Consider the following 23,255-nt stretch of genomic DNA (forward strand, 5'->3'; position numbering starts at 1 on the left):
ATGATCGTGCCTATCGCCATAACAGTATCTGCGCGCTATCAGTTCGCACGCGGCAGGGCTGCGCTGGCATTGCCGGCCATGCTGGCGAGCATTACACCGAAATTCGAGGAGCAAACCCCATGAACAAGATGCTGAAGCGGGCCGTTGCCGTACCTGCGCTTCTTGCTCTATCCATCGCTGTGGCACAGGCCGACACGCTGACGCTTTATACCTCGCAGCCTGAAGCGGATGCGACCAAAACCGTCGAGGCTTTCCGCAAGGCCAATCCGGAAACGGAAGTGCAGATTTTCCGCTCCGGCACAAGCGAACTCCTCACCAAGCTTGCCGCTGAATTTTCCGCCGGTGCGCCGCAGCCAGACGTGCTGCTGATCGCCGATGCGGTGACCATGGAAGGCCTGAAGAAGGACAAGCGTCTGCTCGCCTATCCGGAAGCCAAGGTCAATGGTTTTGCAGCCGACGCCTATGACGCCGACAAGACCTATTTCGGCTCCAAGCTGATCACCACCGGCATTGCCTATAATACCGGCGCATCGCAGAAGCCGGAACATTGGGCTGATCTCGCCAAGGCCGATTATAAGGGCCAGGTGGTCATGCCGAGCCCGCTTTATTCGGGCGCGGCGGCTTACCTGCTGAGCGGTTTTGCACTCAACAAGGATCTGGGCTGGGATTACTTCAAGAATCTCAAGGCCAATGAACTGGCAAGCGTGAAGGGCAACGGCGCTGTGCTGAAGTCTGTTGCCAGCGGTGAAAAGCCTTACGGCATCCTCGTCGACTTCATGGCGCTCAACGCCAAGGCCAAGGGCTCGCCGGTCGAGTTCGTGTTCCCGTCGGAAGGCGTGCCTGCCGTGACCGAGCCGGTCGCCATCATGGCCACTGCCAAGAATGTCGATGGCGCCAAGAAGTTCGTTGACTTCATCCTCTCCGACGACGGCCAGAAGCTGGCGCTGGATCAGGGCTATCTGCCTGCCAAGGAAGGCGTTGGCCGTCCTGCCTGGCTGCCGGAAGGCACCAAGATCAACATCATGTCTATCGACACCCAGAAGGTTCTCGATCAGACTGATGCCGACAAGAAGCAGTTCTCCGAGCTGTTTGGCGGATAAGGCATTTCGATGCGTATCATGAAAGACCTTCAGGGCCGCGATGCGGCCCTGATTGTTGGCGTAACACTGATCGTGGCGGTTCTGTCGCTTCTCCCGATGGGCCGACTGCTGGTGGAGCTTGTTGCGCCGCAGGGGCAGTTTTCAACATCGGTTCTGGTTGAGACGCTGGGCAGCCAGTCGACATGGGTTGCGACGTGGCATTCCCTGCAAATCGGCATTGGCGGCACGTTGCTGGCACTTGCCTTCGGCATTGCCGCGGCGCTGCTAGTGGGCCTCACCAATATGCGCGGCCGCAATGTCTTCGTGCTTTTCTATGTAACGCCGCTGTTGATCGCACCGCAGGTGACGGCGCTGGCCTGGCTCCAGCTGTTCGGGCCGTCGAGCCAGTTTCTGAAACTCCTGGGCATGGCTCCGCCGCTTGGCAGCCGCAATCCGCTCTATTCCGTCTGGGGCATTATCTTTCTGCTCGGCGTGCAATATGGGCCGCTGGTTTTCCTCATCGTGCGGGCAGGCTTGCGCAAACTGCCGCGTGAACTGGTCGAGGCCGGTTTGAGCGCAGGTGCGAGCAAATGGACCGTGCTGCGCACCATCATATTGCCGTTGATGACACCATCGATCATCGGTGCTGCCGCTCTGGCCTTTGTCTCCTGTGTCGGCAATTTCGGTATTCCGGCTTTTCTCGGTATTCCATCGAATTATCTCGTCCTGCCAACGCTGATTTATCAACGTCTTGCCGGTGGCGGGCCATCGGTCCTGTCGAGCGTTGCCGTATTATCGGTGCTGATCGGGCTGATCGCTATGGCGGGTATCGCAGCGCAGGATTATGCATCGCGCAGACGCGATTTCCGCATCGTCTCCACATCCTTGCCCGCTGCCCCTTTCGCGCTCGGCCCCTGGCGTCTTCTGGCGGAAGTTGTGGCATGGCTGATGATTGTCGTTGTACTCGCGCTGCCATTGATCGGGTTGACGCTGTCGGCGCTGGTCCCGGCCTATGGCGTGCCGCTGACTTTCGCGACTGCGACATTTGAAAATTTCCGCTTCGTGCTCATGGAACATGGTGGAGCGGCGCGGGCCTTCGGCAACAGCATCCTGCTGTCGCTGATCGCAGCACTTTTTGCCGTTCTGATCGCCGTGCCGCTCGCCTATATGCTGGCTTGGCGCAAACGGCGCTGGACCCCGGTGCTCAATTTTGCCGCCGAGCTGCCCTATGCGCTTCCCGGCGTCGTGCTGGCCATTGCCTGTCTGCTGCTGTTCCTGAAACCGCTGCCTGTGATCGGCGTCAGCCTGTACAATACGCTCTGGATCATCCTGTTCGCCTATCTCGCGCGCTTCTTCGTGCTGGCGCTGCGGCCAACGGTTGCCGGTCTGCACCAGATTGATCGCGCGATGGAGGAGGCGGCACGCGTTGCAGGTGCGGGGCTTTTCTATCGGCTGCGCACGATTATATTTCCTCTTGTCGCACCGGCGACGCTTGCAGGCGGCGTGCTCATCTTCATGACCGCGTTTTGCGAACTGACGGTTTCGGCGCTTCTCTGGGCGTCGGGATCGGAAACGCTGGGTGTGGTGATGTTTTCTTTCGAACAGGCGGGTGATTCCGCCTATGCGGCTGCTCTATCCATTGTGGCCGTTGCGGTGACATTCATGCTGATGCTTGCAACAAATCTGTTTGCGCGGCGTCTTCCAAACGGAGTCCTGCCATGGCGCGACTGAAGATCGACCAGGTATCCAAGACGTTCAACGGGTTTCAGGCTCTGTCCGGCGTGACGCTGGATGTAAATGACGGCGAGTTCGTTGCCATTCTCGGACCTTCCGGCTGCGGCAAAACCACGTTGTTACGTATGATTGCGGGCTTCGAGGAAGTCGATGGCGGTGAAATCAACATCGGCGACAGCTGCGTCTCCCATGCAGGCGGCAATGTGCCGCCAGAAAAGCGGCAGGTCGGCATCGTCTTCCAGAATTATGCGCTCTGGCCGCATATGACCGTGGCGGAAAATGTTGGCTACAGTCTGCGCGTTGCCAAGGTCGCCAGGGCCGAGCGGGAGCGCCGGGTGAGGCAAGCGCTTGCGCTGGTCGATCTCGACGGTTTCGGTGATCGTCGTCCCGCCAACCTCTCCGGCGGACAACGCCAGCGCGTGGCGCTCGCCCGCTGTCTGGTGGCGGCGCCCTCGCTGGTGCTGTTCGATGAGCCGCTGGCCAATCTCGACGTGCATCTGCGCGCCTCGATGGAAGACGAGTTCGCCGCTTTCCACAAGCGCACCGGTACGACGATCATCTACATCACCCATGATCAGGCGGAAGCCATGGCGCTTGCCGACCGCATCGCTGTGCTGGATCACGGCAAGCTTCAGCAGTTCGATACGCCGCGAAAGCTCTATGAAGAACCTGCCAGTGAAATGGTGGCCTCCTTCATCGCCCATGGCATGGTTCTGCCTGCTGAAGTGGTGTCTTTTGCGCAAGCGGGCCATTGCGAAGCGCTGGTGCTGGGCAGCCGCACGCAGGTGCGGTGTTCGGGCATTGAAATGCCGCGCGCCAATGCACAGCTCTGCGTGCGGGCTGCCGATCTGAAACTCACCGAAACCGGTGGAATTCCGGTTCGCGTGAAGCGTTCTGTTTATCGCGGCGGTGGTTCGCGCATTGAGGCCGAAGTCATAACCAAGCCGGAAATTGCCCTTCATTTCGAAGTACGCGATCCGGTTCGGCTGGAAGAGGGCGACGAGGTTCGTATCGCGATCTGCGGCGGCTGGATCATCCCGACCGAAGATATGCCGGTGAGAAAAGCTTCAACCGGCTTTCCAATCGGCAATAAAATCTGACACTAATCAAAACATGTAAGTCTTCTTGTGAGAAGCGAGGTTGCCATATAAGCTCAGGCTAATATTTTTGCTGGAGGGGAGATGGCGGCAGCCCGTTTTTCCAATATTGATGGCTTGCGTGCGATAGCCGCAACATCAGTTGTGTTTCATCACTTCTTCGCCGATATACTGCATCACGCGACCTATAAGGACACGCCGTTATTCGGCATATTGATGTCCTTGGTCACAAGCTTCGACTTTGGCCGTTTCGGCGTGGTTCTGTTCTTTCTGATCAGCGGTTTTGTGGTGCCATTCAGTATCCGAAGCGGCAATAAGGGCGAGCATCCGATCCGGCGTTTTGCCATAGGGCGCTTCTTCCGCCTCTATCCGGCTTTCTGGCTGTCACTGGCTTGCATGTGGGCTTATTTGACGTTCACGGGCGACAGTCCGGAACTGAAAACGCTGGCCGCCAATGTGACCATGGCGGCAAATATGTTCGGCCAGCCCTGGCTGTCGGGCGTTTATTGGACGCTCTTTATCGAGCTTGCCTTCTATATCCTGATCGCGCTGGCTTTCATGGCGGGCATCTTGCGCCAGCCATTGATGATCTTCGCTGCCGGGTTATTGCTGGCGGCTTCCACCGGCGTGCCGTTCATGCTGCGCTCGTTCGGCATCAACTTGCCGGTGATCTATATCGGGCTGCATTTGTCGTTTCTGTTTTGCGGCCTGCTCTTGCGTCTCGCCGTTATCGAAAAAGCGCCGCATGCGGTCTGGACTGCGCTTGTGCTGGCCATCGTGCAGATGAGCATTATCGGTTCGATTGGTGATTTCTCGCTGGCCCGGAACGACACATTCTTCATCGTTGGCAAGTTTCCGGTCATTGCCGCCTATATCGCGGCCTATGCGGTTTTTCTGCTGTCACTCTGGACCATGCGACCGAAATCCGAAATTTTGGCAGCGACGGGCGAGATCAGCTATTCAATCTATCTCTTTCACGTGCCGGTGTTCTGGACGATCTTTCTGTTCCTGCCGCCGACCGGCTTGTGGAGTGACCTGATAACGATGGTGCTCTGCGTGGTGGCCGCCTTTGCCGTTTCCAGCCTGACCTATCGTTTTGTCGAAAAGCCGATGATCGCCGTTGGCCGACGGTTGGCCGGGCAGGCAAAACGCCCGGTGCCGCAGGTACAAAACTAGAGCATTTCCAGCAAAAGTGCGTAGCGGTTTTGCGTAGGATAATGCGTAGAAACAAATAGATAAGCGCATCACGAAAAGTGTGAAACGGCCTTCACGTGGCTGGTGAAGGCCGTCTGGTTGTTATTTTTTCTTCATCGCTTCCAGCAGTGCCGCGCCGAACCCGCCCGTTGCGGGCTGTTCCTGCTTGCGCTGCGGCGTAAAGTTCTTGGCCGGGCGTTGGTCACGGGTGCTGGGACCACGCGGAGCCGGGGCATCGCCGCCATCTTTGCGCCCGGTGGCGTCGCCACCATCTTTGCGCATAGAAAGGCCGATGCGCTTGCGCGGCACGTCCACTTCCGTCACACGCACCTTCACCACATCGCCCGCTTTCACCACTTCATGCGGGTCTTTGACGAAACGGTCTGCGAGCTGCGAGACATGGACGAGGCCGTCCTGATGCACGCCGATATCTACAAAAGCACCGAAGGCGGCCACGTTGGTCACGGTGCCTTCCAGCATCATGCCGGGTTTCAGGTCCTTGATGTCGTCAATGCCGTCGGCAAAGGTTGCGGTCTTGAATTCCGGTCGCGGATCGCGGCCCGGCTTGTCCAGTTCGGCAATGATGTCGCGCACGGTTGGCAGGCCGAACCGTTCATCCACGAAAACCCGCGGGTCGAGGCTTTTCAGCGCCACGCTGTCGCCCATCAGCGCACGCACATCGCGACCGCATGCGGCAACGATCTTCTTCGCCACGCCATAGGCTTCCGGGTGAACCGATGAAGCGTCGAGCGGTTCGCTGCCGTTCGGAATGCGCAGGAAACCCGCGCATTGCTCGAAAGTGCGGTTGCCAAGACGTGCGACTTTGAGCAGTTCTTTGCGGTTCTTGAAGGCGCCTTCGGCATCCCGGTGGGCCACAATGGCCTCGGCGATGGATGTGCCAAGCCCCGACACGCGGGCAAGCAAGGAGGCGGATGCCGTATTGAGATCGACACCAACCGCATTCACCGCGTCTTCCACAACGGCATCGAGGGCGCGGGCAAGGCGTATCTGATCGACGTCATGCTGGTACTGGCCGACGCCGATGGATTTAGGCTCGATCTTAACGAGTTCGGCCAGCGGGTCCTGCAGGCGGCGTGCAATGGAAACCGCACCGCGCAGCGAAACGTCCAGCTGCGGGAATTCGGATGCGGCAGCTTCCGATGCCGAATAGACCGATGCACCCGCTTCTGAAACGATGACCTTCAGCGGTTTTGGCGCTGGCATGTCCGACAGCATGTCCACGACGAGACGCTCCGTCTCGCGGCTGCCGGTGCCGTTGCCAATCGCGATGAGTTCTATTCTGTGCTTGCGAACGAGGCTGGCCAGTTCAGCCTGTGTGCCGCGCACATCGTTTTTGGGCGGGAAGGGGTAGACCGTGGTGGTGTCGAGCAGTTTTCCCGTGCCGTCGACCACTGCCACCTTGACGCCGGTGCGGATGCCCGGGTCGAGACCCATCGTGGCGCGCGAACCGGCAGGTGCGGCCAGCAACAGGTCTTTCAGATTGCGGGCGAAAACATTGATCGCCTCTTCTTCGGCGCGCTCGCGCAGCTCGCGCATCAGGTCGAGCGAAAGCGAGAGCGACAACTTCACGCGCCAGGCCCAGCCTGCCACTTCCATCAGCCAGCGGTCGCCCGGCAGCGTGCCGCCAATCGCATAGGCGGCAGCGATCTTGCGCTCGACGGGTTTCACAGGTGAGGTGTCGTCGGCATCGATTTCGATGTCGAGCGACAGAAAATCCTCGTTGCGTCCACGCAGCATGGCGAGCGCGCGGTGACCGGCGACGGTGGCCCAGCGTTCGAAATGATCGAAATAATCCGAAAACTTCGCGCCCGCCTCCTGCTTGCCGTCGACAACGCGTGAACGCAGCACGGCACGGTCCTTCAGATAGTTGCGCAGATTACCAATCAGCTCGGCATTTTCCGCAAAACCTTCGGCAATGATGTCGCGCGCGCCATCGAGTGCTGCTTTTACATCGGCGACTTCGCCGGTGACATAGGACGCGGCTATCTCGGCAGGCACAAGGCGACGGTCGGTGAGGATCGCCTCGGCCAGAGGCCCAAGGCCGCGCTCGCGGGCGATTTCCGCACGGGTGCGGCGCTTCGGCTTATAGGGCAGATAGAGATCTTCCAGCTCGGCTTTGGTCTGGACATTGGCGATCTTCAATTCCAGTTCGGGCGTCAGCTTTTCCTGACTACGGATCGATTCCAGAATGGATGTGCGGCGGGCTTCAAGCTCACGCAGATAGGCAAGGCGTTCGGAGAGCTGACGCAGTTGCGTATCGTCGAGCCCGCCGGTGACTTCCTTGCGGTAGCGCGCGACGAAGGGCACGGTCGAGCCTTCGTCCAGCAGACCGATAGCGGCGAGTGCCTGCTCTGGCTTTGCGTTGATTTCCGCCGCGATAATTCCGGCAATGCGCTTGCTGTCGTCCGCCATCTTCATTCCAATCTCAAATATTTGCAGCGAACATAGTCGGATGTCCGTTCGGCGCAATCAAGGCGGTATCGATGTTCCACAGGAAAGGCGGCAGTTTGGCCGTTCACGCCGATGTGAACACCTCGCCCCTTTTTAAATCGGGTTTCAGCGATATCTATATCGTGAAATGACGATATGCATTAGATCAGCGAGGTGATTGCAATGTCGGACGTTCAATCCACAGTCTCGGCGATACCCTTGGATGAGATATTCAAGGCACTTAGCAATCCGGTGCGTCTCGAAATTTTGAGCTGGCTCAAAGAGCCGGGGAAACATTTCTCCGCTCAGCACATGTCTTTGGAGATGGGCGTGTGCGCGGGCCAGTTCGAACGGTGTGGTCTGTCTCAATCCACCGTTTCAGCCCATTTGTCCGTACTGACAAAAGCGGGGCTGATAACGCCCCATCGTGTCGGCCAATGGACGTTCTACAAACGCGACGAAGAGGCAGTTGCCGCCTTCATCGCGTCGCTATCCGGTCTTTGACCAGTTCTTCCCGTTTGACCAACCTTTCCAATTTGCCCAACTTTTCCAACTTGAAGGAAATGCACTATGGCCACCTTGTTCGATCCTGTCACCGTCGGTGATCTGAAGCTTGCCAACCGCGTTGTGATGGCGCCGCTGACGCGCAATCGCTCGCCGCGTGCCGTGCCGAATGATCTCAATGTCACCTATTACGAGCAGCGCGCCAGTGCTGGCCTCATCATCACCGAGGCAACGCCGATCAGTCATCAGGGACAGGGCTATGCCGATGTTCCGGGTCTTTATTCGGCCGAGCAGCTCGCTGGCTGGAAGCGGGTGACCGATGCCGTTCACACCGCCGGTGGCAAGATCGTTGTGCAGATGTGGCATGTGGGCCGTATTTCCCACAACACCTTGCAGCCGAATGGCGGCAAGCCGGTCGCACCTTCGGCGATCATTGCCAAGTCGAAGACCTATCTGGTTCATCCTGATGGCACGGGCGAATTCGCACCGACCTCCGAGCCGCGCGCGCTGGAAAAGAGCGAGATTGCAGAAATCGTCGCCACCTATGCCAAGGCTGCCAAGGATGCGATTGACGTTGCCGGCTTCGACGGTGTCGAAATCCATGCGGCCAACGGCTATCTGATCGACCAGTTCCTGCGTTCGGGCAGCAATCAGCGCACAGACGAATATGGCGGCTCGATTGAAAACCGCGCGCGCTTCCTGTTCGAAGTGGTTGATGCGATCACCAAGACGGTCGATGCAGGCAAGGTCGGTATCCGTCTTTCGCCGGTCACGCCCGCCAATGACGCATCGGATTCCGATCCGCAGCCATTGTTCGATTATGTCATCGACAAGCTTGCCGCTTATGGTCTCGCCTATGTTCATATTATCGAAGGCGCAACCGGCGGTCCGCGTGACTTCCAGCAGGGCCCGCAGCCTTTCGACTATGCTCACCTGAAGCAGGTCTATCGCGACGCTGGCGGCGATGCCGCCTGGATGGTCAATAATGGCTATGATCGCGAGCTGGCCGAGGAAGAAATTGCAAGCGGTCGCGCCGATCTGGTGGCATTCGGCAAGCCGTTCATTTCCAATCCGGACCTCGTGCGCCGTCTGAAGGAAAATGCGCCGCTCAACGAGCTGGACCAGCAGCATATGTATGGCGGTGGCGCCAAGGGCTATACGGATTATCCGGCGCTCGCCTGATATTGAAAACAAAAAAGCCCGGTCGCGCGACCGGGCTTTTTCTTTGCGATACTTGAATAGTCAGAGCCTGGCGCGGGTCGAACGCGGCGTGGCCAGCAGAAGATTGGTTTCGCTGGCCTTGATGCCGGGCACAAGGCGGATACGACGCAGCACGGCGTCGAAGTCGGTGAGGGTGGCCGCGCCCAGCTCAACCACCAGATCGAAACGACCATTGGTGGTGTGGACGGCGGAAATTTCCGAGAAACCGCCAAGCGCCTTGACCACACGGTCGGCGACATGGCCCTCGATTTCGATCATCATGATGCCGCGCACCGGCAGGTCGACAGCGTCCGAGCGCAGAATGACCGTATAGCCCAGAATATCGCCTGAACGTTCCAGTCGCTCCATGCGCGCACGTATCGTTGCGCGGGAAACGCCAAGGTCTATCGCAATGTCGGATATGCTGCGGCGGCCATTATGGCGCAAAAGCGTAATAAGCTTTTCATCCAGATCGTCCATAGTTTCTCCAATTTGAAAAGCCAATCCGACATTCTGATAAACCAAACCGATAAAATTGCCAATCCGGTTGGTTCACATCGCCAAATAAAAATGATGAATCTTGGAGCAATAATCAGAAGGAACCTTGTTTAATGCATTGCAAGATTTTGGGACTACCCGTTCAGGAAGGCACTGGCCGCGCAGGCTGCAATATGGGTCCCGATTCCTACCGTGCCGCCGGTATTGCGGATGCCATCCGCGAGCTTGGTCACGGTTTTACGGATCTCGGCAATCTGGTTCCCAGCCCCGCACAGGCTGCAAAGGCCCCGCAGGAACATCCAAACCACGCGATCAAGGCGCTGCCAAGCGCAGTTGCATGGATTGAGGCGATCAGCGACGCGGCTTTCCGCGAGAGCGAAGAGGGCTTCCCGATTTTCCTCGGCGGCGACCATCTTCTGGCTGCCGGAACGGTTCCGGGCATTGCGCGCCGCGCTGTCGCAAAGGGCCGCAAGCAGTTCGTGCTCTGGCTCGATGCGCATACGGATTTCCACACGCTGGAAACCACAACCAGCGGCAATCTGCATGGCACGCCGGTTGCCTATTATACCGGGCAGAAGGGCTTCGAAGGCTATTTCCCAAAGCTGGAAGCCGCTATCGATCCGCACAATGTCTGCATGCTCGGTATCCGCAGCGTCGATCCGGCTGAACGTCTGGCCATCCAGAAAACCAAGGTTTCGGTTTTCGACATGCGCATGATTGACGAGCACGGCGTGGCCGCCCTGTTGCGCCGTTTCCTCGACCGCGTGAAAGCGGAAGACGGCCTTCTGCATGTCAGCCTCGATGTCGATTTCCTTGACCCGTCGGTTGCACCAGCTGTCGGCACCACGGTTCCGGGTGGCGCGACCTTCCGCGAGGCGCATCTCATCATGGAAATGCTGCATGACAGCGCCCTGGTTACGAGCCTCGATCTGGTCGAGCTGAACCCGTTCCTTGATGAACGCGGCCGCACTGCCACCGTCATGGTCGACCTGATGGCGAGCCTTCTGGGCCGCAGCGTCATGGATCGTCCGACGATCAGCTACTAAGGCGTGTCACCTGCCTGCTTGGGCCGTTATGCGGCCCGACGCAACAGAATGACGCTCCGATCATTGTATCAATACGCAATGCGTTCCGAAGGTCGTGTCAGTCTTTCGGAGCGTGTTTAAGGAGAATTTGAATGACCCAGCCGAACCTCAACATCGTCCCCTTCGTCAGTGTCGACAACATGATGAAGCTGGTGCTTTCCATCGGCGTCGAGACTTTCCTGAAGGAACTCGCAGATTACGTGGAAGAGGATTTCCGTCGCTGGGAAAATTTCGACAAGACCCCGCGTGTTGCGTCCCACTCCCGCGAAGGCGTGATCGAGCTGATGCCGACGAGCGACGGTACGCTCTATGGCTTCAAATATGTCAACGGCCACCCGAAGAATACGCGTGAAGGTCTTCAAACCGTCACGGCTTTTGGCGTTCTGGCTGATGTCGGCAGCGGCTATCCGATGCTCCTGACCGAAATGACGATCCTGACGGCGCTGCGCACGGCTGCCACTTCTGCGGTTGCCGCCAAATATCTTGCGCCGAAGAATGCCCGCACCATGGCGATTATCGGCAATGGCGCGCAGAGCGAATTCCAGGCCATGGCGTTCAAGGCGCTGCTCGGCGTGAACAAGCTCCGCCTATACGATCTCGACCCGGAAGCGACCGCAAAATGCATGCGCAACCTTGCCCATGCAGGCTTTGACATCGTCGCCTGCAAGTCGGTTGAGGAAGTGGTCGAGGGTGCCGACATCATCACGACCGTAACGGCTGATAAGGCCAATGCCACCATCCTGACCGACAATACGGTTGGCGCGGGCGTGCATATCAATGCCGTTGGTGGCGATTGCCCGGGCAAGACCGAATTGCACGGGGACATTCTGCGCCGTTCCGACATTTTCGTCGAATATCCGCCGCAGACCCGGATTGAAGGTGAAATCCAGCAGCTGCCGGAAGACTATCCGGTCAACGAGCTGTGGGAAGTCATCGCTGGCAAGGCGGAAGGCCGCAAGGACGCGCGCCAGATCACGCTGTTCGATTCCGTTGGCTTTGCCACGGAAGATTTCTCGGCGCTGCGTTATGTGCGCGACAAGCTGAAGGATACGGGCCTTTACGAGCAGCTCGACCTGCTGGCCGATCCGGATGAGCCGCGCGATCTGTTCGGCATGCTGTTGCGTCACGAAAAGCAGCTGGAAGCAGATAAGTCGAAGCCTGCCGCCTGAGTGTCTGATCCAAAAGCCGCCATGCCGGTCTGCAAATGGCAATTTCTGCGCTTCCGGTGCTCGCGTACCTTTAAGTACGGCTCAAGCTCCGGTTCTCGAAATCACCATTTTCGCTATGGCCTGTCGCTTTTTGATTCAGACACTATAGCGCGCGGCGAGCATGACGCGGGGCGGCGATACGCCCCGCTTGCGTTGCAATGGCCATTTCGAAACTGTCGGCAATGCGCCTTGCGCGGTCGATGAAAATGATCGCCGCTTCCGCAGGATAGATATCGCGTGCGGTTTGCTCGAATAGCGCAAGCCAGCGGTCAAAATGCTCATTCTTCAAATTGAGTTTGAGATGCGGCGGCATAGGCCGCCCGTCATATCCGCCGGTCTTGAGAATGACCGACGACCAGAATTGCGCAATCTGCGCAATATGATGATCCCAGTCATGCACGGCCTCCGCAAAAATCGGCCCGAGCAGCTCATCCTCCCGCGCCCGGCCATAGAATGTGGCCACCAGTTCCTGAATGGAAGCGGGGTCTATCGATGGGTGCGGCTGGTTGATGAGAAGGGTCATGGCAAGGCTTTCGGGGTTGTTCCAGCCCGGATATAGGCGCTCGCCCTCCGCTTATCCAGCGCAGCTTTGCCGCATCCTGGCTCTATTCCTCCGAGCGGCTCTTATTTTCACGGTCGCGTTCATAGCGCTTCTTGAGCGGAAAGGGCGGCAACCAGCTCTCGCGGCGGATCGTCCAAAGCTCGTAGGTCGGCACGAATTGATCGGGGGCGTCCAGTGAGCCCAGATTGACCTCGATCTCATCGCCAGAACGGCCAAAGACTGTGGAACCGCAGCGCGGGCAGAAATGCCGTCCGGCATAGTCGCGCGTTTCGCCGCTAACCGTGACTGCATTCTCAGGAAATATAGCCGAGGCGTGAAAGAGCGCCCCGTGATGCTTGCGGCAGTCGAGACAGTGGCAGAGGCCCACCCGATAGGGACGCCCCGTGGTCACAAACCGGACATTGCCGCACAGGCAGCCACCCATTGATTGTTCCATATGCCTCCTCCTCAATTCAGCGATGAAGCCTTCTATAATGAGGGGCTCCAACCGTAATGCAACCGGCGCAATGACTGCCGAAATATTGCATCGCTAACAGTGTGTATTGGATTCGAATCTGGTTCTGTCACCACGGCTGAGCAGAACTGGAGGGCTGATATTGGCCCCCGAGGGAATTTTTTCCGCAACAATCTGTATTGATTGCTTATGGTAAATTTCTGATAGCACCGTTATTTATTGAAAGAAATCAATAAGTTTCAGATCGTTAAATATAATCATCTAATATTTGTGTATCTGTTATAAACATCTGGCTTGATCTACTCAAAATTTAAGTATTGCCCCAATAATAAATTGGCTTCTTAATGCCCGGGGCTTTTATGCAATGAACTGAGGGGTTTCGATGCATTTAGGTGTTCGCGGATTGACGGCCGCCCTATTGCTTTCCACGACGGCGCTTTTCACAGTCGGCGCTGTGCTTCTGCAATCTGGTAATGCTCAGGCTGCGTGTGTGTTTTCACCGACAGCTGGTGACGATGTTTTCATCTGTGATAGCGGCACGTCCGCAGCAGGTCTGACTGATACGAGCGGTAACAACACGCTCCTGCTGCCTGAAGGCGGCAGCGGCACGGTCAATGGCAATGTGACCTTCGGAGCGGGGACAGATCGCATCGAGGTGCATTCGGGGTCGATTGTCGGCAATGTCGATCAGGGAAGCGGCGCAGATGCGTTCGTCATTTCCGGCGGCACGGTGACGGGCAATGTCCAGCAGGGCGCGGGCGTCGATGATTTCCAGATGACCGGCGGCCAGATCGGCTCGCTCAATCAGGGTGACGCTCGCGATACGTTTTTCATGTCGGGCGGACGGATTGTCGGTGCCTTCGAAGATGGCGATTATGCCGTCATGACCGGCGGTCAGATCGGTCGCGTCGATATGAAGCTCGACAAGAACTACTTCAATATGTCGGGCGGTATCATCGACCGTAATCTGGTGACGGGCTTTGACACTGATACGATCATCATTTCCAACGGCAGCATTGGCGGCAATATCAGCGTCAGCGGTGGCGCGGACAGCGTGACAATCACAGGCGGCACGATCGGCGGCAACGTTCTCATGAGCGTCGGCAACGATCAGTTCACCTGGAACGGTGGCGGCGTCGTGAATGGCTTTGTTGATCTCGGCGGGGACGACGACGTTGCAGTACTCGCCAATCTGACCGATGCCAATATAGGCGCAACATCGCGGATCACCGGCGGTGTGGGGATCGACAGTCTGACATTCGACAATGTTGTGGCAGGTGCGGTCAGCCGCTTCGACAGTTGGGAAACCGTCAATCTCACCAACAATACCAGCCTGACTTTCGATACGGCGTTTACGCTGGGTGACGCCGGAACTGGCACGGGCACGCTCAATATCGACGCGACGAGCACCATTCTGGGCGGCTCTGCACAGTCAAGCATCGTGCCTTTCACAGCGGGACAACTGGCCAATGTGGTCAATGCGGGCCGCATCGACTTGACAAATGGCGGCTCCAGCACGACCGACAGTTTGACGATCACAGGCAACTATACCGGACAGAACGGACTGTTGCTCATCGATACGGTATTGGCGGGCGATGGTTCGCCATCGGACAGACTGGTGATTGATAGCGGTGCCGCTTCCGGCAACACCACAATCGAGGTGAACAATGTCGGTGGCGCTGGCGCCAGAACCGCTGCCGACGGCATCATGGTGGTGCAGGCGCTCAACGGTGCGACCACGACTGCCGGCGCTTTTGCGCTGAACGAGCCTCTCGCGGCGGGCGCCTACCAATATTACCTGTTCAAGGGCGGTGTCTCCGCCGACACGACTGAAAACTGGTATCTGCGCTCGACAATCGTACAGGGAATTACGCCGACCGCACCTGTCGTGCCAACTCCGGTGCCGCTCCCGGCTCCGGGTGTTGCGCCGCCTTCGGCTGACGCGACGCCTGTTGAAGGCGATGTCGTCACGCTTTATCGCGAAGAGGTGCCGGTCTATTCCGCGCTGCCACCGGTTGCGCATCATCTCGCGTTGACCACGCTCGGCACATTTCATGAGCGCCGGGGCGAACAGGACCTGCTCAAAAGTGGCGGCTATTTGCCGTCAAGCTGGATGCGGGTGTTCGGTCAGGACGTGGACATGAAGTGGAAGGGAACGGTTGGGCCTGCCGTCGATGGCAGCCTTCTCGGCCTTCAGGTCGGCCAGGATCTGTTCGGTTATGAATCGGCCAGCGGCCATTTCGACCGCTTCGGCGTCTTCTTCGGTTATGCGCGCGCCACGGGCGACATTACCGGTCAGGCGCTTGGTTGGAACGATCTTGCAGTTGGCGATCTGGACGTTTCGGGCGCCAGCTTCGGCGGCTACTGGACCCATATTAGCCCGCAAGGCTGGTATCTTGATGCCGTGTTGATGGGGACATGGTTCGACGGCAGCGCCAGTTCCAACGCGCAGCAAAGCATTGATGTCGGCGGTCATGGCGTGACGGCCTCGCTGGAAGGCGGCTATCCGGTAGCGCTGGGCGGAAACTGGACGCTGGAGCCACAGGCGCAACTGATCTGGCAGCATCTGTCGCTCGATGATCAGGCAGACAGCTATTCCAGCGTGACGTTTGATTCCGACAACGCCTGGACCGGTCGCATCGGCATGCGCTTGCAGGGCACGCAAGACACGTCGTTCGGCAAGCTGCGCCCCTATCTGAAGGCCAATCTCTGGCAGAATTTTTCATCGGATCAGGTCGTCATCTTTGGCACCGATCCTATCACCACGAATTTGAAGGGCACCTCGCTGGAAGTGGGCGGCGGGGTAACGATCGATGTAACGGAAAAGGCCAGTCTTTTTGCGACGGCCGATTACACAACCAATCTTGGAGGAGAGCGAACCCGTATCTGGGAAGGCAATATCGGACTGAATGTAAAGTGGTAATTTTAATGGCGGCTGACGGCGTCGCCATATTCATTTCAGGTGAGGGAACACGATAATGGGCAGACGCGCATATGATAAACTTGCGAAGATTTGTGCATCTCTGAATACGTCCGAACAGGAACTGGCTTACGCGCTCGGCATATCGCGCATCGCACTCAAATCAATCGAACGACCCGACGCCCCCCTCTATCTGCGTCTGGCGCTTGCAGCACTGCTGTCGGACATGGACCCCGATGAAGTGCTGAATGCTACTCATTCATCCCCCACGATCGACGTACCGCTGCACATCTTGTCAACGCGGTAGAACTCAAAGGTTGAAGACCAAAGGGTGTTGTCATGACAAAAACTGTCGCCCTGCTTTTCTTGTTTGGCCTCTTAGCTTACCCCCAACTGGCGGAGGCGGCCTGTTCACAGGCGGCTAGTGCTTCCGAGCTTATGGCGCAAAGACAGCTTACTGCGTTGCGCGGCATGGAGCGGGCGCGCGGCTGCAAAGGCGATAGCGGCGGTGGGCTGTTCAATGCCTGTCGCGATTTGTCGGTGCGCATCGCAGAGGTGCAGCGGCAGATTTCGGCGGGGCTCGCGTCGCGGGCCTGTTCCAACGCATCGTCTGCAACACAGAGCGCGCGCGTGGACCGGCCAAAGGCAGCGAATGTCACGGCCAAGGCCGACGACAAATCGACGCCGTCCTGGGGTGGCAAGGGCGCGCTGACCTATTGCGTGCGGCTTTCCGATGGCTACCTGTTCCCGGCACCGCATTCGCAATTCGACAAAGCGGAGAGCACCCCGGAAACGCTGGCTCAATGCCGGTTCATTTGCCAGAATCAAAATGTCGATCTTTATGTTCTGAGCGACCCGAATGGCGAAACGGCGGATATGATTTCCGCTACCAGCGGCAAGTCCTATGCCGACCTGCCCACCGCGTACAATTATCATGATAGCGGAAACTTCCAGAAGTGCGACTGGGCGGGCTATGTCGCCAAGGTGAGCGAGCTGCGTGCCAGCAATCGATCCGCCAAAGCTATGCGCAATGTGGTCATGCCGATGCCGGATAATCGCCCCGCGCGCAATGCCGATACAGTTGATACGGTCGCCACGGCGGCCTTTGCGCCGCTGACGGACCGAACGGTTCGCGTTGTTGGACCGGCTTTCATTTTCGACGAGAGTTTGAAGAATTAGCCCATAGTAACGGATGAGCGAGCACAAGTTTCGGAGAACAGCTGCTTCCAGATCGGACGGATATGTCCGTTATATGTGATGCACTCGGGGTAAAGGCCGCTTTGGACACGGCTTTGTCCGACAGTTTCCCAATGTGGCGAATAGTCATTCTGCCAATCAAAATCCTGCGAAATAAGTGTTTCCCAATCGAAGGCTGTCGGGTCACACGCCAAAATTCTCTGCGCTTCTTCTGCCAAAGGCGTGTATTTTTCGACTGCGGCGATCTTTCTGCTTCGCGCGGCTGAATTCAGCTGAAGCACGACTTCCGTTTTTCCCGCAACATTTGTAGTTGCCGCAGAACAAAGATGACGCGCCGGAATGGCCGATGCGACAAGACGATGCTGAACCATTTTACCGAACGCCCAGGCCATATCGTGCATTGGATTGTAGCCATCCAATGCATCAGAAATAATCTGTACAGGCCGGTCCAGAGGAATGTCATCGAGAATTGCATTGAGCATTGTTGTGAAAAATGCGCTTTGACCACCTAGTATCGCGCTGTACCACGCTTTGTCCGTTATTGTGCCGAAGACAGCACCGGGCAACCCGCCTGCGTTTTCAATAACAGCTCTGGAATAGTGGGTTCTGGATGATAGCTTGCCGCCTGATCCATCCGTCAATAAATATACCGTCGGCCGGTGAAGCTCTAACCAATGGTGAATTCTAAGTTCGTGGCCCGGATGTGCCAGAATCAGGATGTTCAGTGTTGGTTGGGGCATGTGGCCTCTGCGTCATATATAAGCTAATCCTTCGCATACTAACTATAAATTGCAAGGGCTTTTGAAGTGCGCGTTCTCATCACAAATCTGTTCATGTTCTCGAATTCGGGCACGGAAACTGTGTCTGCCTTGTTAGCAGACGGTTTGCGCCAGGCGGGACACGAAGTGGTGGTCTTTGCGCCCACGCTGGGCGGTCTGGCGCAAGGAATGCGCGCGAGGGGGCATAAAGTCCATGATCGTATTGACCAAATCACTGAGAAGCCTGATGTTATTCATGCCCATCATTTGACGCCGACGCTGATCGCCATGGCGCGATTTCCCGATGTGCCTGTCGTGTTTACGTGCCACAGCTCTTTTTTTGAGGTTGAGGCGCCGATGCTTCATCCGCAAATTCGTCAATGGGTGGCGGTTGATGAGGCGTGCCGGGCGAAAAGTCTATCGCGCGGCGTTCCATCGGATCGCTTGAGCATCATTCACAACGCGGTGGATTTAAAGCGCTTCAAGCCGCGACAGCCTCTCCCGACAAAGCCCGTGCGGGGTCTGTTACTCACCAAAAACCGCGAACATCAGCAGGCGGTGCGAGAAGCCTGCGCGATTATGAATGTCACGCTGGACGAGATGGGCCCCGCGACTGGTAAGATCTCTGGTGAAATCGAAAAAGATCTCGTGAATTACGACATCGTTTTTGCAACCGCGAGAATGGCAATCGAAGCGGCGGCAGTGGGTTGTAGCGTGATCGTCTGTGACGCCCGGGGCTTTGCAGGTCGTCTTTCGACCGCGAATATCGAGCGATGGCGGGATTGGAATTTGGGCGTTGGGCTCTTGTCCCAGCCGACGACGATTGAAAATGTGACACAAGCCATATCCGAATATGATGCGGATGATGCACACGGGGTGATGCTTTATATGCGATCAGTCGCCGGGCTTGATGCTTATATCGACGACTATGTGCGGATTTATCAGAAAGCCGTTGAAGACCATGCGCCGCTTAATACGGCAGAATGCCATCTGGCATCGGCGCATTGGATCGAAGAACTGGTCGTGACCAGCGAGAAAAGAAAATGGCATGCGATTGCCACTGAGCTGGGCCAGCATCAAGAGAACAATTATCAAGATGTTTTTCTGGCACGCCTTGGTGATGTTGAAGCAGGCTTAAGAGATGTTCGAAAGGATGCCCAGGAAAGCTCTGTTTCCGTTGGAAACCGGCTTGATGCAACGAATGATCTGCTTGCTTCTATAAATGGATCGACGGCTGCAGTCGGACGGTTCACAGATCAGGCTAGAAATTTCTACCAAGCGCTCATCCCCACATCTGTCCGCAAAGTGCTTTACAGATGGCGGCAGCAGTAATGCGTGACCAGATATTCGATTCAATCGGCTGGAAGGAGACGATGGTAGCGGAGGAGGGATTCGAACCCCCGACACAAGGATTATGATTCCTCTGCTCTAACCTACTGAGCTACTCCGCCACGCGTCGCTTTGCAGAACTTTTTATCGTCACCGTTTCCGGTGGGACAAAGCATTGTTCCTGCAAGGAATGGCGGCGGTATATGTGGGGAATGAAAACCTGTCAAGCACTCTTCGCACAGGTTTCGTCTTGTTTTCCATCATTTGCACCGATAAGGAACTGTGCATAAGCAAAGGCATAGTTTCATGGCACCTCGTATTGCGGTTTTGGGTTGCGGCTATTGGGGCGGCAACCACATTCGTACCCTGAAGAGCCTCGGCGCCCTTCAGGCAGTCTCCGACGCCAATCCGGCAAATGCCGAACGATTCGCTTCCGAATTCGGCGTTCCCAATGTTCCGGTCGATGAATTGTTCACCCGTCCAGACGTCGACGCTATCGTTCTGGCCCTGCCTGCACAGTTCCACGCGCAATATGCGACCGAAGCTGTGAAGAACGGCAAGGACGTTCTTGTCGAAAAGCCCATTGCGCTCGATGTCGCATCGGCGGAAGCAGAAGTGGCCGCGGCGCGCGAAAACGGTCGCATCTTCATGGTTGGGCACGTTCTGCGTTTCCATCCGGCTTTCGAGAAGCTTCTCGACATGGTCAAGAGCGGTGAACTTGGCGAGATCCGTTATGTTCATTCGCATCGCGTCGGTCTCGGCAAGTTCCATGCGCAGTTCGATGCGCTGTGGGATCTCGCGCCGCACGACCTGTCGATGATTCTCGCCATCACCGGCGAAGAGCCAAGCGCCATTCGCGGCGAAGGCACGGCCATCATCGATCATCTGAACGATTTTGCGCATGTGCACATGGAATTTCCGAGCGGCATTCGCGGACATCTTTTTGCCTCACGGCTCAATGCATATCGCGAACGTCGCCTCAGCGTGACCGGCACCAAGGGCATGGCTGTCTTCGATGACGGCGAACCGTGGGACCGCAAGCTTGCTCTCTACAAGCACGAAGTCTGGCGGGAAAACGATCAGTGGGCTTTCAAGTTCGTAGACCCGATCTATATACCGGTCGAGGAAGGCATGCCGCTTACCCGCGAGTTGCAACATTTCATGCATTGCATCGAAACGCGCGAGACGCCGCGGACCGATGGCAAGGAAGCGATCGATGTTCTGCGGATTCTGACCGAAGGATCCGTGAAGCATAACAAATAAGATGTCGCGGGCGGAGCTTACGTTTCGTCAAGCGGTGTTACAGCATTCGCAAAACTTTGAACGCCCCGGCCATGGCAGGGCGGGGCGCAAGCGAATAAATAGGTGCCAAGGATTCGCACGTGGTTCGTGCGAGGCCAACTCTATGGAGCCAACATGCAGTTTATTGATCTTGGAGCGCAGCGCGCGCGTATCGAAGACCGTCTCAATGCCGCCATTTCCAAGGTTGTTGCGGAAGGCCGCTATATTCTCGGGCCTGAAGTGGCAGAGTTCGAGAAGAAGCTCGGCGAATATCTGGGCGTCGAACATGTGATCGCCTGCGCCAATGGCACCGACGCCCTGCAGATGCCTCTGATGGCACGCGGCATCGGTCCTGGCGATGCAGTGTTCGTTCCCTCCTTCACCTTCGCCGCGACCGCGGAAGTTGTAGCGCTTGTCGGCGCGGAGCCAGTTTTCGTCGATGTCGACGCGACCAGCTACAATATGAATGTCGAACAGCTTGAAGCTGCCATTGCCGCTATCCGCAAGGAAGGCCGCCTGCAGCCGAAGGCAATCATTCCCGTCGACCTGTTCGGCCTTGCTGCCGACTATAACCGCATCACCGCGATTGCAGAGCGCGAAGGCCTGTTCGTCATCGAAGACGCCGCACAGTCCATCGGCGGCAAGCGCGACAACGTCATGTGCGGTGCTTTCGGTCATGTCGGTGCGACCAGCTTCTACCCGGCCAAGCCGCTGGGCTGCTATGGTGACGGCGGTGCAATGTTCACCAATGATGCCGAACTTGCCAACACGCTGCGCTCCGTGCTGTTCCACGGCAAGGGTGAAACGCAGTATGACAATGTTCGCATTGGTCTCAACTCGCGCCTCGATACGATCCAGGCTGCTGTTCTTCTGGAAAAGCTTGCAATTCTCGAAGACGAAATGGAAGCGCGCGACCGTATCGCCAAGCGTTACAATGAAGCGCTGAAGGATGTGGTGAAAGTTCCGGCCTTGCCTGCCGGTAACCGTTCCGCCTGGGCGCAATATTCCATCGAAAGCGAAAACCGCGACGGGCTGAAGGCGCATCTTCAGGCCGAGGGCGTGCCGTCGGTGATCTATTATGTGAAGCCGCTGCACCAGCAGACGGCATATAAGCACTATCCGGTTGCGCCGGGCGGCCTGCCGGTCTCGGAAGCCCTGCCATCGCGTATTCTGAGCCTGCCGATGCATCCGTATCTCTCGGAAGCCGATCAGGACAAGATCATCGGCGCTATCCGTGGTTTCCACGGCAAGAAAGCCTGATCTGGTCAGTTCAGTTGAAGAAAAGCCCGGCGAAAGCCGGGTTTTTTATTTGCCTGATTTTTCCGGACGTTTTGCCAGGCTTCTTTCCACACGTTTGGCGACGAAGCGGGCAATCGCCGGTCCCGCAAAGAGCACCACGAAAAAACGGCTCGTCTGCATGGCGATGATGAAGGGCAGGTCGACATTGGTCGATGCGGCGATGATGGCAACTGTGTCTGCACCGCCCGGGCTTGTCGCCAGATAGGCGGTGAGGGGATCGAGATCGAGCATGTGGCCAAGCGCCATGCCGAACAGGCCGCAGACGGCGATCAGAATCAGCGTCGAGGCCAGCACGGCGGGAAAGGCCCGTGCTGCATGCGCGATGATCGCACGCGAGAAGCCAAGACCGATGCGCCAGCCAATCAGCGTATAACTGATCGCCAGCAGCCATGGCGGCAGGTCGATGGTCATGACGCCGGTATCCTGAAGGATCGCGCCCAGCACCAGCGGCACCAGCATGGCGCCCGTTGGAATGCGCGAGATCTGACCAAGAAGCGCACCAGCGACAACGAGAAGCAGCGTAGCGCCAAGGCTGGACGGGTTGAGCGGTGGAAACCAGTCCATTGCAGCTGGCGTTGCCATTTCCACGCCCGCACCAAGGCGCACGACGAGCGATGCGGTGGTCGCAACCAGCACGACGCGCAGATACTGCATGAACGCGACGAGCCGCGCGTCTGCGCCGAAGGATTCTGCCATCAGTGTCATTGCGGTGGCAGCACCCGGAGAGGAACCCCAGACGGCGGTTGTGCCTGGCAGGACGCGGAACCGCGCCAGCAGATAGCCAATCAGCGTGCTGGAAAACAGCACGAAGAGCATCGAGATCAGGATGATCGGCAGATGCCGCCCCATATTGGAGAAGAACTCAGGCGTAATCGCACGGGCAATCAACAGGCCGACCACGGCCTGCGCAAGTGTCGAAAGCTGGCTGTGAACGCGCAATGTGCTTTCACCAGCGGCCATCAGGATGCCGCCGATCATCGCGCCCAGCAGCAAGGCTGCCGGAAGATGCAGCAGCTCCCCGACAACAATCAAAACAACCGACACCACCAGAAGCAGGCCCCACTGGACCGGCTTGGGCGTCTTGCTGAAATTGAACTTGCTTGGGGCTGGTTTAAGCCCTGAGGGGGCGGATTTCTGCATTGCACGTCTTCCCTACATGCGGGTGAGGCGGGATGCAAACCAAGTTTTTATGTCGCCGATGCGGACAGAGCCAACTGGCTGTTGTTTGCTGGCCCGGCATACAGACGCAAAGGCACCGCCCTTATCACTACAGTTGCATTCTTCACCATGCCGGGCTGCAACGAGCAATTTCCTGCGCTCCGGTGCTCACGTACCCAAAAGTACGCTCCGCTCCGGTGCTCGAAAATCACTCGTTTCACCACGGCCTGACGAATTTGCAACTGTA

General features: G+C 57.5%; 20 protein-coding genes and 1 tRNA gene. 14 read left to right on the plus strand and 7 right to left on the minus strand.

The window, feature by feature from the left end; genetic code table 11:
• Positions 1-119 precede the first annotated feature (119 nt).
• From FHW00_RS04615 to FHW00_RS04630, 4 genes are all read left to right on the plus strand, one after another.
• A complete protein-coding gene (locus FHW00_RS04615; RefSeq protein ID WP_078338820.1) occupies positions 120-1,100 on the plus strand; it encodes an ABC transporter substrate-binding protein in 981 nt (326 codons plus the stop codon).
• 9 nt (positions 1,101-1,109) lie between these two features.
• Positions 1,110-2,810, plus strand: coding sequence for an ABC transporter permease (locus FHW00_RS04620; RefSeq protein WP_078338819.1), 1,701 nt, complete (start codon positions 1,110-1,112; stop codon positions 2,808-2,810).
• Positions 2,798-3,913, plus strand: coding sequence for an ABC transporter ATP-binding protein (locus FHW00_RS04625; protein ID WP_078338818.1), 1,116 nt, complete (start codon positions 2,798-2,800; stop codon positions 3,911-3,913). The genes FHW00_RS04620 and FHW00_RS04625 overlap by 13 nt, the downstream gene beginning before the upstream one ends.
• Before the next feature lie 81 nt (positions 3,914-3,994).
• Positions 3,995-5,086 (plus strand): acyltransferase family protein, encoded by a 1,092-nt coding sequence (locus FHW00_RS04630; protein WP_078338817.1) that lies wholly within the window; start codon positions 3,995-3,997, stop codon positions 5,084-5,086.
• A gap of 120 nt (positions 5,087-5,206) precedes the next feature.
• Here the strand turns inward: FHW00_RS04630 and FHW00_RS04635 are convergent, their stop codons facing one another.
• Positions 5,207-7,537 (minus strand): Tex family protein, encoded by a 2,331-nt coding sequence (locus FHW00_RS04635; RefSeq protein WP_078338876.1) that lies wholly within the window; start codon positions 7,535-7,537, stop codon positions 5,207-5,209.
• Between the two features lie 201 nt (positions 7,538-7,738).
• Here FHW00_RS04635 and FHW00_RS04640 point away from each other — a divergent pair, with 201 nt between their 5' ends.
• Both FHW00_RS04640 and FHW00_RS04645 read left to right on the plus strand, forming a co-directional pair.
• Positions 7,739-8,059 (plus strand): ArsR/SmtB family transcription factor, encoded by a 321-nt coding sequence (locus FHW00_RS04640; RefSeq protein ID WP_078338816.1) that lies wholly within the window; start codon positions 7,739-7,741, stop codon positions 8,057-8,059.
• A 66-nt stretch (positions 8,060-8,125) separates the two neighbouring features.
• Positions 8,126-9,241, plus strand: coding sequence for an alkene reductase (locus FHW00_RS04645; RefSeq protein ID WP_078338815.1), 1,116 nt, complete (start codon positions 8,126-8,128; stop codon positions 9,239-9,241).
• 60 nt (positions 9,242-9,301) lie between these two features.
• On the opposite strand, the gene FHW00_RS04650 is transcribed toward FHW00_RS04645, so the two are convergent.
• Positions 9,302-9,739, minus strand: coding sequence for an Lrp/AsnC family transcriptional regulator (locus FHW00_RS04650; protein WP_078338814.1), 438 nt, complete (start codon positions 9,737-9,739; stop codon positions 9,302-9,304).
• 131 nt (positions 9,740-9,870) lie between these two features.
• On the opposite strand from FHW00_RS04650, the gene rocF reads away from it, so the two are divergent.
• Positions 9,871-10,803 carry an arginase gene (gene rocF, locus FHW00_RS04655; protein WP_078338813.1) on the plus strand — a complete coding sequence of 311 codons (933 nt, stop codon included), beginning with the start codon at positions 9,871-9,873 and terminating at the stop codon, positions 10,801-10,803.
• A gap of 131 nt (positions 10,804-10,934) precedes the next feature.
• Complete coding sequence (locus FHW00_RS04660) at positions 10,935-12,011, plus strand: ornithine cyclodeaminase (RefSeq protein ID WP_078338812.1); 1,077 nt, start codon at positions 10,935-10,937, stop codon at positions 12,009-12,011.
• Positions 12,012-12,153: 142 nt separating this feature from the next.
• On the opposite strand, the gene FHW00_RS04665 is transcribed toward FHW00_RS04660, so the two are convergent.
• The gene (locus FHW00_RS04665; protein WP_078338811.1) at positions 12,154-12,573 is read right to left on the minus strand and encodes a group III truncated hemoglobin; all 420 of its coding nucleotides are present in this window, start codon (positions 12,571-12,573) and stop codon (positions 12,154-12,156) included.
• Between the two features lie 82 nt (positions 12,574-12,655).
• Positions 12,656-13,048, minus strand: a complete 393-nt coding sequence (locus FHW00_RS04670; RefSeq protein WP_078338810.1) for a GFA family protein — start codon at positions 13,046-13,048, stop codon at positions 12,656-12,658.
• Positions 13,049-13,448: 400 nt separating this feature from the next.
• Here FHW00_RS04670 and FHW00_RS04675 point away from each other — a divergent pair, with 400 nt between their 5' ends.
• Genes FHW00_RS04675 through FHW00_RS04685 form a run of 3 tightly spaced genes read left to right on the plus strand, consistent with a single transcriptional unit; the run spans position 13,449 to position 17,165 of the window.
• Positions 13,449-15,989, plus strand: a complete 2,541-nt coding sequence (locus FHW00_RS04675; RefSeq protein ID WP_078338809.1) for an autotransporter family protein — start codon at positions 13,449-13,451, stop codon at positions 15,987-15,989.
• Positions 15,990-16,044: 55 nt separating this feature from the next.
• A complete protein-coding gene (locus FHW00_RS04680; protein ID WP_078338808.1) occupies positions 16,045-16,293 on the plus strand; it encodes a hypothetical protein in 249 nt (82 codons plus the stop codon).
• Positions 16,294-16,325: 32 nt separating this feature from the next.
• On the plus strand, positions 16,326-17,165 hold the full coding sequence (locus tag FHW00_RS04685) for a DUF2865 domain-containing protein (protein ID WP_078338807.1): 840 nt from the start codon (positions 16,326-16,328) through the stop codon (positions 17,163-17,165).
• Here the strand turns inward: FHW00_RS04685 and FHW00_RS04690 are convergent.
• Complete coding sequence (locus tag FHW00_RS04690) at positions 17,162-17,923, minus strand: hypothetical protein (protein ID WP_078338806.1); 762 nt, start codon at positions 17,921-17,923, stop codon at positions 17,162-17,164. The genes FHW00_RS04685 and FHW00_RS04690 overlap by 4 nt on opposite strands.
• A 66-nt stretch (positions 17,924-17,989) precedes the next feature.
• On the opposite strand from FHW00_RS04690, the gene FHW00_RS04695 reads away from it, so the two are divergent.
• A complete protein-coding gene (locus FHW00_RS04695; protein WP_078338805.1) occupies positions 17,990-19,273 on the plus strand; it encodes a glycosyltransferase in 1,284 nt (427 codons plus the stop codon).
• 42 nt (positions 19,274-19,315) lie between these two features.
• Here the strand turns inward: FHW00_RS04695 and FHW00_RS04700 are convergent.
• Positions 19,316-19,392 (minus strand) — tRNA-Met (locus FHW00_RS04700).
• A 184-nt stretch (positions 19,393-19,576) separates the two neighbouring features.
• On the opposite strand from FHW00_RS04700, the gene FHW00_RS04705 reads away from it, so the two are divergent.
• Complete coding sequence (locus FHW00_RS04705; protein WP_078338803.1) at positions 19,577-20,533, plus strand: Gfo/Idh/MocA family protein; 957 nt, start codon at positions 19,577-19,579, stop codon at positions 20,531-20,533.
• Between the two features lie 153 nt (positions 20,534-20,686).
• Positions 20,687-21,811 (plus strand): DegT/DnrJ/EryC1/StrS family aminotransferase, encoded by a 1,125-nt coding sequence (locus tag FHW00_RS04710; protein ID WP_078338802.1) that lies wholly within the window; start codon positions 20,687-20,689, stop codon positions 21,809-21,811.
• A gap of 45 nt (positions 21,812-21,856) precedes the next feature.
• Here FHW00_RS04710 and FHW00_RS04715 read toward each other — a convergent pair whose 3' ends face one another.
• Positions 21,857-22,990 carry an AbrB family transcriptional regulator gene (locus FHW00_RS04715; protein ID WP_078338801.1) on the minus strand — a complete coding sequence of 378 codons (1,134 nt, stop codon included), beginning with the start codon at positions 22,988-22,990 and terminating at the stop codon, positions 21,857-21,859.
• Positions 22,991-23,255: the final 265 nt, after the last annotated feature.

Origin of the sequence: Ochrobactrum sp. P6BSIII, from assembly GCF_014138065.1 — a bacterium.
Taxonomy (GTDB): Bacteria; Pseudomonadota; Alphaproteobacteria; order Rhizobiales; family Rhizobiaceae; genus Brucella.